Source organism: Hydrogenophaga sp. 70-12, from assembly GCF_001897365.1.
GTDB lineage: Bacteria > Pseudomonadota > Gammaproteobacteria > Burkholderiales > Burkholderiaceae_C > Hydrogenophaga > Hydrogenophaga borbori.
Genome location: NZ_MKSS01000243.1, coordinates 1 through 9,823, shown reverse-complemented (window position 1 = coordinate 9,823; position 9,823 = coordinate 1). Strand labels below are relative to the sequence as shown.

General features: G+C 69.0%; 12 protein-coding genes and 1 riboswitch. Of the genes, 8 read left to right on the top strand and 4 right to left on the bottom strand.

Annotated elements, in window-relative coordinates; all coding sequences use genetic code 11:
• Together BGO22_RS13890 and BGO22_RS13885 are read left to right on the top strand one after the other, a co-directional pair.
• A partial coding sequence (locus BGO22_RS13890) for a DMT family transporter (RefSeq protein ID WP_286851343.1) occupies positions 1 to 848 on the top strand: 848 nt, incomplete at its 5' end.
• The gene (locus tag BGO22_RS13885; RefSeq protein ID WP_070398144.1) at positions 845 to 1,267 is read left to right on the top strand and encodes an acyl-CoA thioesterase; all 423 of its coding nucleotides are present in this window, start codon (positions 845 to 847) and stop codon (positions 1,265 to 1,267) included. The genes BGO22_RS13890 and BGO22_RS13885, both read left to right, overlap by 4 nt.
• Positions 1,268 to 1,316: 49 nt before the next feature.
• Here BGO22_RS13885 and BGO22_RS13880 read toward each other — a convergent pair whose 3' ends face one another.
• Entirely contained in the window at positions 1,317 to 1,613 is a 297-nt protein-coding gene (locus BGO22_RS13880; protein ID WP_070398143.1) for a DUF5666 domain-containing protein, read from the bottom strand.
• Positions 1,614 to 1,726: 113 nt separating this feature from the next.
• Positions 1,727 to 2,308, bottom strand: coding sequence for a peroxidase-related enzyme (locus BGO22_RS13875; RefSeq protein ID WP_070398142.1), 582 nt, complete (start codon positions 2,306 to 2,308; stop codon positions 1,727 to 1,729).
• Positions 2,309 to 2,421: 113 nt separating this feature from the next.
• On the opposite strand from BGO22_RS13875, the gene BGO22_RS13870 reads away from it, so the two are divergent.
• Both BGO22_RS13870 and BGO22_RS13865 read left to right on the top strand, forming a co-directional pair.
• Positions 2,422 to 2,808, top strand: coding sequence for a carboxymuconolactone decarboxylase family protein (locus BGO22_RS13870; RefSeq protein WP_070398141.1), 387 nt, complete (start codon positions 2,422 to 2,424; stop codon positions 2,806 to 2,808).
• A 35-nt stretch (positions 2,809 to 2,843) separates the two neighbouring features.
• Positions 2,844 to 3,812: a Bug family tripartite tricarboxylate transporter substrate binding protein gene (locus BGO22_RS13865; RefSeq protein WP_070398140.1), complete on the top strand. Its 969-nt coding sequence runs from the start codon at positions 2,844 to 2,846 to the stop codon at positions 3,810 to 3,812.
• A gap of 6 nt (positions 3,813 to 3,818) precedes the next feature.
• On the opposite strand, the gene BGO22_RS13860 is transcribed toward BGO22_RS13865, so the two are convergent.
• Positions 3,819 to 4,373, bottom strand: a complete 555-nt coding sequence (locus tag BGO22_RS13860; RefSeq protein WP_070398139.1) for a PAS and helix-turn-helix domain-containing protein — start codon at positions 4,371 to 4,373, stop codon at positions 3,819 to 3,821.
• A 93-nt stretch (positions 4,374 to 4,466) separates the two neighbouring features.
• On the opposite strand from BGO22_RS13860, the gene BGO22_RS13855 reads away from it, so the two are divergent.
• The 3 genes from BGO22_RS13855 (at position 4,467) to BGO22_RS13845 (ending at position 6,602) form a co-directional block, all read left to right on the top strand.
• Positions 4,467 to 5,168, top strand: coding sequence for a CoA transferase subunit A (locus BGO22_RS13855; protein ID WP_070398138.1), 702 nt, complete (start codon positions 4,467 to 4,469; stop codon positions 5,166 to 5,168).
• Positions 5,169 to 5,170: 2 nt separating this feature from the next.
• Complete coding sequence (locus tag BGO22_RS13850) at positions 5,171 to 5,806, top strand: 3-oxoacid CoA-transferase subunit B (RefSeq protein WP_070398137.1); 636 nt, start codon at positions 5,171 to 5,173, stop codon at positions 5,804 to 5,806.
• Between the two features lie 26 nt (positions 5,807 to 5,832).
• Positions 5,833 to 6,006, top strand: a riboswitch (yybP-ykoY riboswitch).
• Positions 6,007 to 6,017: 11 nt separating this feature from the next.
• Entirely contained in the window at positions 6,018 to 6,602 is a 585-nt protein-coding gene (locus BGO22_RS13845; RefSeq protein ID WP_070398136.1) for a TMEM165/GDT1 family protein, read from the top strand.
• On the opposite strand, the gene BGO22_RS13840 is transcribed toward BGO22_RS13845, so the two are convergent.
• Positions 6,596 to 8,437: an integrin gene (locus BGO22_RS13840; RefSeq protein ID WP_083292999.1), complete on the bottom strand. Its 1,842-nt coding sequence runs from the start codon at positions 8,435 to 8,437 to the stop codon at positions 6,596 to 6,598. The two genes, BGO22_RS13845 and BGO22_RS13840, sit on opposite strands and share 7 nt — an antisense overlap.
• Positions 8,438 to 8,563: 126 nt before the next feature.
• On the opposite strand from BGO22_RS13840, the gene gltS reads away from it, so the two are divergent.
• Positions 8,564 to 9,793 carry a sodium/glutamate symporter gene (gltS, locus tag BGO22_RS13835; protein ID WP_070398134.1) on the top strand — a complete coding sequence of 410 codons (1,230 nt, stop codon included), beginning with the start codon at positions 8,564 to 8,566 and terminating at the stop codon, positions 9,791 to 9,793.
• Positions 9,794 to 9,823 lie beyond the last annotated feature (30 nt).

Genomic DNA, 9,823 nt, shown 5'->3' with positions numbered 1-9,823 from the left:
CCTTCGTGGCGCCGCTGGTGCTGCCCGAGTTCGGCACGGTCGATCTCACGGTGGGCCGCTTCCTCGCCTGCGGTCTGCTGTCGCTGGCGCTGCTGCTGTGGGCCGCGCTGCGCGGGGGCGCGCGCTGGCCCACGGCGCCCCAGGCCTGGGCCGCGCTGGGCCTGAGCCTGCTGGGCTACACGGGCTATTACCTGCTGCTGGTGCTGGCCATCCAGGCGGCGGGCGCGGCGCTGCCGGTGCTCATCATTGGCACCATCCCGCTGTGGGTGATGCTGCTGGGCAAGCCGCAGGGCCTGCGCTGGCGCGCGCTGCTGCCCGGGCTGCTGCTGACGGCCGCGGGCATCGCTTTGATGGTGCGTGCCAGCGCGCATGGCGGGGAGGCCGGCGCCGGCTCCAGGCTGTGGCTGGGCGTGTCGTTCGCGCTGCTGGCCACCGCGTCCTGGACGGCCTACGGCCTGCTCAACGCGCGTTGGCTGGCGCGCCACCCCGAGGTGAACTCCACGCTGTGGGCCAACTGGCTGGGCGTGGCCGCCGGCCTGGGGGCGCTGGGCATCGCGGCGGTGGCGGGCAGCGCACCGGCCGAACTCGTCGCCCAGCCGCGCTTCGGCCTGTTTGTGGCGGTGTGCCTGGTCACCGGCATCGGCGCGGCCTGGGTGGCCTCGGTGCTGTGGAACATGGCCAGCCGGCGCCTGAGCCCCAGCCTGGCCGGACAACTCATCGTGAGCGAGACCGTCTTCGGCCTGCTCTACACCTTCGCCTGGAACGGGCAGTGGCCGGTCGCCATGCAGTGGCTGGCGTGCGCGCTGTTCGTGCTGGGCATCCTTGCCTCCATCCGAGCCCACCGATGAAATTCGAACTGCCCGAGAAGAAGAAACAGGTTCACCGCATGCGCATCCCCATCCGCTGGGGCGACATGGACGCGATGGGCCACGTGAACAACACGGTCTATTTCCGCTACCTCGAAACCATCCGCATCGAGTGGATGCAGTCCATCGGCTGCCAGCCCGATCCGCGCGGCGAGGGGCCGGTGATCGTCAATGCCTTCTGCACCTTCCACAAGCAGCTGGAATTCCCTGGCGAGGTGATCGCCACCATGTACGTGAGCGACACCGGCCGCACCAGCTTCGAGAGCTGGTGCACGCTCACGCGCGCCGACGACCCCGAGACGGTTTACGCCTCGGGCGGCGCCACCACGGTGTGGGTGAACTTCCCTCAGCAGAAGTCCGCGCCCATCCCGGACAGCCTGCGCCAGCACCTGGAAGGCTGACCCGGGGTGGCTGGCCGCGCCGTGGCCGTGCCGCGGCGGCCGCGCGCGCTCACTGCTTGTTCTTCTTGAACTCGATGTCGTCGGCGTACAGCCGGCCGTCGCGGCGCTTGATGTCCACTTCCACGTAGTGGCCCTCGCGCAGGTCTTCGAAGCGCTTGTAGTCGTTTTCGTAGTCCGTTTTGTCGGTGACGTAGACCACTTCGCTGTTGATCGTGAAGCTGCGCGCGCTGTGGTCGATGGACTGGATGCGGCCTTTCAGATCCTCGGCGTGCGCGGCGCCCACACCCAGGGCGAGGGCCGAGGCAAGCAGGAAGGCGCGGACGCGGAACGTGTGGCTGAGCGGCATGGTGAACCTCCGAAGTGATGACGAGGTATTGAAACGCCCGGCCGCCGGGTGTTCCGTTTTTTTTGGTTGCCTGGCGGTATCGGCCCGTAAAGGGGGCCTTGTCCTACAGGGGCTCAGGCCGCCGGCTTGGCCTTGGGCACGCGCCCGAGCAGGTAGAACTCGGGGTTGGGCGCCATGCCCGTGACGTTGGCCATGCGGTTGGACAGACCGAAGAAGGCCGTGATGGCGGTGATGTCCCAGATGTCCTCGTCGTCGAAGCCATGCGCGTGCAAGGCCTGGAAATCGGCCTCATCCACCTCGTGCGAGCGCTCGCAAACCTTGAGCGCGAAGTCGAGCATGGCGCGCTGGCGCGGCGTGATGTCGGCCTTGCGGTGGTTCACGGCCACCTGGTCGGCCACCAGGGGCTTCTTTTCGTAGATGCGCAGGATGGCGCCGTGCGCCACCACGCAGTAGAGGCACTGATTGGCCGCGCTGGTGGCGGTGACGATCATCTCTCGATCGCCCTTGCTGAGGCTGCCCGTCTCCTTGAGCATGAGCGCGTCGTGGTAGGCGAAGAAGGCGCGCCATTCCGCCGGGCGTCGCGCGAACGCGAGAAAAACGTTCGGGACGAAGCCCGATTTTTCCTGTACCTCGCGGATGCGGGCCTGGATGTCTTCGGGCAGGCTGTTGAGGTCGGGCAAGGGGTAGCGGGCCATGGCGTGTCTCCTGTGCTGGGGGTATCGACGGCCACCAGTATCCCCGAGCCGCCGAACGCGCCGCGCGCGCGTGGTGCGGTATCGTTGCGCCGCCCTGAACCCACGGAGCCCGCATGAACCTGCCCGACGACCCCGAATTCCAGCGCGGCCTGGCCGCGCGCACCGACGTGATGGGCGAGGCCTTCGTGGCCAGCGCCCTGGGCAGCATGACCCCGTTCACCGAGCCCATGCAGCACCACATCACGCGCCGCGCCTGGGGCGACGTCTGGCAGCGTGGCGTGCTGGACCGCAAGACCCGCAGCCTGATCACCGTGGCCATGCTCACCGCCCTGGGCAAGCAGCACGAGCTCAAGGGCCACGTGCGCGGCGCGCTCAACAACGGCGCCACGCCCGAGGAATTGCAGGAGGTGCTGCTGCACGCCGCCGTGTACTGCGGCATCCCCACCGCCGTGGACGCCTTTCGCACCGCCGCCAGCGTGGTCGACGGCGAGCCGCGCTGAAGTTTTCGTCCTTTCTTTTCTACCGGAGGTTTTCCATGTCGCGATCCTTCCCCCTGACCCGCCGCGTGGCGCTGCTGGCCGCCCTGGCCCTGGGCACCGGCCTGGCACAGGCCCAGTCCAATGTGCGCATCCTGGTGGGCTTCCCACCCGGCGGCGGCACCGACGCCATCGCGCGCATCCTGGCCGAGAAGCTGCAGCCCGAGCTGGGCCAGGCGGTGGTGGTGGACAACAAGCCCGGCGCGGGCGGCCAGCTGGCGGGCCAGGCCCTGAAGGCCGCGCCGGCCGACGGCAGCACCGTGTTCCTCAGCCACGACCACAGCGTGAGCATCCTGCCGCTGACCATGAAGAACCCGGGCTTCGACCCGGCGAAGGACTTCGTGCCCGTGGCCGGCTTCGCCACCTTCGTGAACGCGGTGGCGCTGTCGGGCGGCACGCCCGCGCGCGACTTCAAGGCCTGGATCGACAGCGTGAAGGCCGCCGGCGGCAAGGCCACCGTGGGCATTCCGGCGCCGGCCTCCACGCCCCAGTTCGCGGTGCAGGTGATCGGCAAGCGGTACGGTCTGGACCTGGTGGCCGCGCCCTACCGGGGCAGCGCGCCCATGATGGGTGACATGCTGGGCAACCAGATCCCGGCGGGCGTGGGCTCGGTGCCCGACTTCATTGAAAACCACAAGGCCGGCAAGCTGCGCGTGGTGGCCGTGATGGGCACCCAGCGCCAGGCCGCGTTGCCCGAGGTGCCCACCTTCAGCGAGCTGGGCATCAAGGGCTTCGAGGACATGCCGTACTACGGCATCTTCGCGCCCGCCGGCACACCGGCGGCGGCCGTGGACAAACTCGGCGCGGCGGTCCAGAAGGTGATTGCCTTGCCCGACGTGCGCGAGAAGCTCTCGGCCATGGGCCTGACGGTGGGCTACATGAGCGGCGCCGAACTCGGCAAGCGCGAGGCCGCGTACCGCGAGGTCTGGGCCCGCATCATCAAGGACAGCGGCTACCAGCCGCAGTGAGGCCCCTCAGCCCGCCATCAGCCGGTGCACCAGGTCCGGCGTGCTGTGCGCCTGGTACTTGCGCATCAGGCGCGCGCGGTGCACCTCCACCGTGCGGTGGCTGATGGCCAGCAGCTTGCCGATCTGCTTGCTGGTGAGCCCGTCCATGATCAGCGCGGCGACCTCGCGCTCGCGCGCCGTCAGTTCGGCGCGCACCGGCCGGTGCGAGCTCAGGTCCTCGAAGCTCCAGATGCCCGCCGCGTGCGGCGCGCCGCGGTCCACCGCGCGGCCCGTCACGTGGCACCAGAAAATCTCGCCCGCCTGGCGGCCGCCCACGCGCTTCATGAGGCGGTTGTCGGCGTAGGTGCCGCTGCGGCCCAGCAGCGGCGCCATGCGCGCGCCCAGGCGCTCGTACTCGTCGGCGCTGGGGTAGAGGATCTGGAAGCTCTGGCCCACCAGTTGCTCGCGCGTGGCGCCGAACATCTCGCACAGGGCCTGGTTGCAGTCGACCATGAAGCGCTCGCGCGACAGCGCCAGCCCCACGGGGGCCAGGTCGAAGGCCAGCCGGTAGTCGATGTCCATCGTGGTTGCCCTTTACGAAATACTACGTAATTCGCTACGTAGTATCGTTGCGCTTTCCCGCATTCCCAGCACGACTCCCCGGAGGCAATCCCCGTGAACAAGATCTACCCCAGCGCGACCGCCGCGCTCCAGGGCGTGGTCGCCGATGGCCAGCTCATGGCCGTGGGCGGTTTCGGCCTGTGCGGCATTCCCGAAGCGCTCATCGACGCCCTGCGCGACAGCGGCGTGAAGAACCTCACCGTCATCTCCAACAACGCGGGCGTGGACGGTTTCGGCCTGGGCAAGCTGCTCGACACGCGCCAGATCAAGAAGATGATCAGCAGCTACGTGGGCGAGAACAAGGAGTTCGAGCGCCAGTACCTGGCCGGCGAACTGGAGCTGGAGTTCACGCCCCAGGGCACGCTGGCCGAGAAGCTGCGCGCCGGCGGCGCGGGCATCCCCGCCTTTTTCACCAAGACCGGCGTCGGCACCATCGTGGCCGAGGGCAAGGAACTGCGTGAGTTCGATGGCGAGACGTATGTGATGGAGCGCTCGCTGGTGCCGGCCGTGTCGCTGGTGAAGGCGCACCGCGCCGACAAGAGCGGCAACCTGCAGTTCCGCTACACCGCGCGCAACTTCAACCCGGCCGCGGCCATGGCGGGCAAGGTCTGCATCGTGGAGGTGGAGGAGATCGTCGAGACCGGCGCCATCCACCCCGATGAGGTGCACCTGCCGGGCATCTACGTGCACCGCATCGTGCACAACCCGAATCCCGAGAAGCGCATCGAGAAGCGCACCATCACCGAAAAGGCCTGACCATGCCCTGGACCCAAGACCAGATGGCCGCGCGCGCGGCACAAGAGCTCGAGGACGGCTTCTACGTCAACCTCGGCATCGGCATCCCCACGCTGGTGGCCAACCACACCGGCACCAAGGAGGTGTGGCTGCAGAGCGAGAACGGCATGCTGGGCATCGGCCCCTTCCCCACGGAAGACCAGGTCGACGCCGACCTCATCAACGCCGGCAAGCAGACCGTGACCACCATCAAGGGCTCGTCGATCTTTGGCAGCCACGACAGCTTCGCCATGATCCGCGGCGGCAAGATCAACCTGTCCATCCTGGGCGCCATGCAGGTGAGCGAGAAGGGCGACCTGGCCAACTGGATGATCCCGGGCAAGATGGTCAAGGGCATGGGCGGCGCCATGGACCTCGTGGCCGGCGTGCCGCGCGTCATCGTGCTGATGGAGCACGTGGCGAAGAAGAAGGACGGCAGCGAGGACCTGAAGATCCTGCCGCAGTGCACGCTGCCGCTCACCGGTGTGGGCGTGGTGGACCGCATCATCACCGACCTGGGCGTGATGGACGTGACCCCGCAGGGCCTGAAGCTCGTGGAGCTGGCGCCCGGCGTCACGCGCGAGTTCATCCAGTCCAAGACCGGCGTCACCCTGGTCTGATGCGCATGGCGGGTATACTCCCGCCCGCACCCGTCATCGGGGAGTAGCCGCCCGGCGCGCCACGCGCCGGGGCTCGCGTCAACAGACTTGGCCCGCAGGCCATGGCGCGAGCAGCCTTCCAGCCTGGCAAGACCTTTGACCGCACCGCCTCCGCACGCGCCGGGGAGGCGCTGCGGTCTTTGGTTTGTTCGCCGGCCGTTGGAGTCCCCCCTTGGAAGCTTTCCTCCTGTCCACCGGCATCGTCGCGCTCGCCGAAATGGGCGACAAAACGCAATTGCTGTCGCTGGTGCTCGCCGCGCGGTTCAAGAAGCCCTGGCCCATCGTCGCGGGCATTCTCGTGGCCACCCTGCTCAACCACGCGCTCGCGGGCGCGGCCGGGGCCTGGGTCATGGCCGCCGTGGGGCCTGTGGCCATGCGTTGGGTGCTGGGCCTGTCCTTCATCGCCATGGCGGCGTGGATGCTGATTCCCGACAAGCTGGATGGCGACGAGGTGAAGGCTTCGCGCGGACTGGGCGTGTTCGCCGCCACCGCCTGGGCCTTCTTCCTGGCCGAGATGGGCGACAAGACGCAGATCGCGACCATCGCCCTCGGCGCGCAGTACGAGCCCCTGTTCGCGGTGGTGATCGGCACCACGCTGGGCATGATGATCGCCAACGCGCCGGTGGTGTTCTTCGGCGAAGCGATCACGCGCCGCGTGCCCATCAAGCTGGTGCACGCGGTCGCGGCGCTGATCTTCGCGGTGCTGGGTGTGCTCGCCCTGCTGGGAGCGGGCCCGGCCTTGACCGGCGCTCAGTAGAGGTAGGCGGCCCCGCTGCCGGCGACGCTGTTGTCGGCCGGGTTGCCGTTGACGCCGGTGGCGCTGCTGGATTCGTTGACCGCGCCCACCGCCAGTGTCAGGGGGCGGCCGCCCGAGCCGCCACCCAGCGCCACGCTGCCGCCGAACTGGTCGTTCGCGTCCGGGTTGGACGCCTTCACATAGGCCTGCTGCGCCCAGGTGCTGCCCTGGCGGGCGAAGGTGTAGACGGCGCCGCTGTAAGCGAGGCTGTCGTCGGTTTGAATGCCGTTGAGGCCCGCGGCATGGCTGCCCTCCTGCCACGCCCCCACCGCCAGGGCGTTGCCATCGTTGGACAGCGCGACCGACACGCCGAACTGGTCACCGCTGCCGGCGTTGGAGGCCTTCACGTAGGCCTGCTGCGCCCAGCCTGTGCCGTTGTAGGTGAAGACGTAGACGGCGCCGAAGTCCGGGCCGTTGTTGACGTGCTGGTTGCCGTTGATGCCGGTGGCGCCGCTCTGTTCGGCGGGCGCGCCCACCGCGAGGGTGGCGCCGTCGCCCGAGAGGGCAAGGCCGGTGCCAAAGGCGTCGCCTGTCTCGCCGTTGGAGGCTTTCACGTAGGCCTCCTGGCTCCAGGTGGCACCGCCGCGCCGGAACATGTAGACGGCGCCGGCGTTGGGCGCGCTGTTGTCGGTTGGGTCGGGGTTGGCAACGCCGTTGGAGAAGCCGTCTTCGCCGGGGGCGCTCGCGGCTAGGACGTTGCCGTCGTTGGACAGCGCGACCGATGCGCCGAACAGGTCGCCGCTGCCGGCGTTGGAGGCCTTCACATAGGCTTGTTGCGCCCAGCCGATGCCGTTGTGGACGAAGACGTAGACGGCGCCGAAGTCCGGGCCGTTGTTGGTGTGCTGGTTGCCGTTGATGCCCGTGGCGTTGCTTTGCTCGGAAGGCGCGCCCACCGCGAGGGTGGCGCCGTCGCCCGAGAGGGCGAGGCCGGTGCCAAAGGCATCGCCCGCCTCGCCGTTGGAGGCCTTCACGTAGGCCTCTTGGTTCCAGGCCGCGCCGCTGCGCCGGAACACGTAGACGGCGCCCGCGTTGGGCGCGCTGTTGTCGACCGGGTCTGGGTTGGCGACGCTGTTGGAGAACCCGTCTTCGCCCACAGCGCTCACGGCCAGCACCGCGCCATCGGCGGACAGGGCCAGATGGTCGCCGAACATGTCGCCCGCGTCGTGGTTGGACGCCTTCAGGTAGGCCTGCTGCACCCAGCCGCTGCCGCTGCGCGCGAACACGTAGACCGCGCCGCTGTTGGGGGAGCCGTGGTTGAGTGGGTCGGGTGTGCCGGTCGTGCCCGTGGCGTCGCTGCCGTCCCCGCTGGCGCCCACGGCCAGGGTGTTGCCGTCGCCGGACATTGCCACACGGGCGCCGAAGCCCATGTTCTGGCTCTGTGCGGAGGCCTTCACGTAACCGATGGCGCCCGCGAGATGCCCGCTGGCGTCGACGCTGGCGCGGTTGGCGCAGCCGTTGGCGTTGCAGACCTGCAGCGCGTAGCGCGCATTGACGCGCGCCGGCAGAAATACCTCGTGGTCGTACGCGCGGGTGCCGGCGGGCAGGGTGGCCACGGCCGTGTAGCCCGACTGGCCGTCCGGGTCCTCGAGCAGGACGTAGCTGGTGGCGCCGGCCACCGCGGCCCAACTGAAGTGAAAGGTCTTGACGCTTTGCGGCGTGAGGCTCAGCGCCGCAGAGCCGCCTCCGCCATCCGATGGCGATCCGCCGCCATCGACGACATGCCCGCCGCAGGCGGTCAGGAGGCAAGCGGCCGTCCACACGGTCGCGCAAGACAAGTACCTTTTGAACGTGTTCATCTCGATGGCCCCGATGGGAAAAGAGAAGGGCATTGAAAGAAAAACCCCGACGGAAAGCCATTCACCGGACGGCCTAGTGAGGGCTGTGCCGGGGCATCGGCCGCCCTTTTGGCTAGCATCGGTTCCATGCTTCCCCCGCACTGGCGCACCACGCACGAGATCGACGCCTTCGTCACGCTGACGCTGGCCATCCTGTTGCTGTTCATCGGCAAGGGCCTGATGCGGCGGTACGAGTGGCTGCGCCGCTTCAACATCCCGGAAGCGGTGGTGGGCGGCATGCTCTGTGCGCTCGTGGTGTGCGCGCTGTACTACCTGCTGGACGTGCGCATGGTCTTCACGCTGGGCGCGCGCGACATGCTGCTGCTGTACTTCTTCGCCGCCATCGGCATGGGCACGGACGTGCGCACGCTGCGCGAGGGCGGCCGCCCGCTGCTGGTGCTGCTGGCGCTGGCCAGCGGCTTCATGCTGCTGCAGAACGGGCTGGGCATGGCGGTGGCCGGCGCCTTCGGCATGGACCCGCGCGCGGGCCTGATGGCGGGCTCCATCTCGCTCACCGGCGGCGTCGGCACCACGCTGGCCTGGATGCCGCATTTCACCGACACCCTGGGCATCGCCGAGGCCGGCGAACTGGGCCTGGCGGCCAACATGGTGGGCATGGTGGCGGCCTGTCTGGTGGGCGGGCCGATGGCCGCCTGGCTGATGCGGCGCCACCGCATCGCGCCCTCGGGCGCGGCCGAGGTGGAGGTGGGCCTGCGCTACCAGGACGAGCCGCACGCGCGGCTGGACTACCAGGGCGTGCTGCTGGCCCTGCTGTGGCTCAACCTGGCGCTCATGCTGGGCGAGGGCCTCAACTCTCTGGTGGCGCTCACGGGCCTGAAGCTGCCGGGCTTCGTGGGCTGCCTGATGGCGGGCATCGCGCTGCGCGGACTGGGGCAGTGGTTGTCACCGAACGGCGAGCGCCTCTGGGACTGGAGCGGCATGCGCCTGGGCGTGGCGCTGATCGGCGACGTCAGCCTGGGCCTGTTCCTCACCATGGCGCTGATGGGCCTGCAGCTGTGGGTGCTGGAGCCGGTGATGGTGTTCATGACCACGGTCATGGCGCTGCAGATCGTGCTGGCCGTGGGCTTCACGGCGCTCGTGGTGTTCCGCTGCATGGGGCGCGACTACGAGGCCACGGTGATCTGCTCGGGCTTTGGTGGCATTGCCCTGGGCTCCACGGCCACGGCCATCGCCAACATGAGCGCCATCGTGCGGGTGTACGGCGCCGCGCCGCGCGCCTTCCTCGTGGTGCCGCTGGTGTGCGGTTTCTTTATCGACCTGGTGAACGCGCTGGTGATCGGGGTACTGGCGCGCTAGCTGTTGAGTTGCAATAGGTTGTTCCCGGAG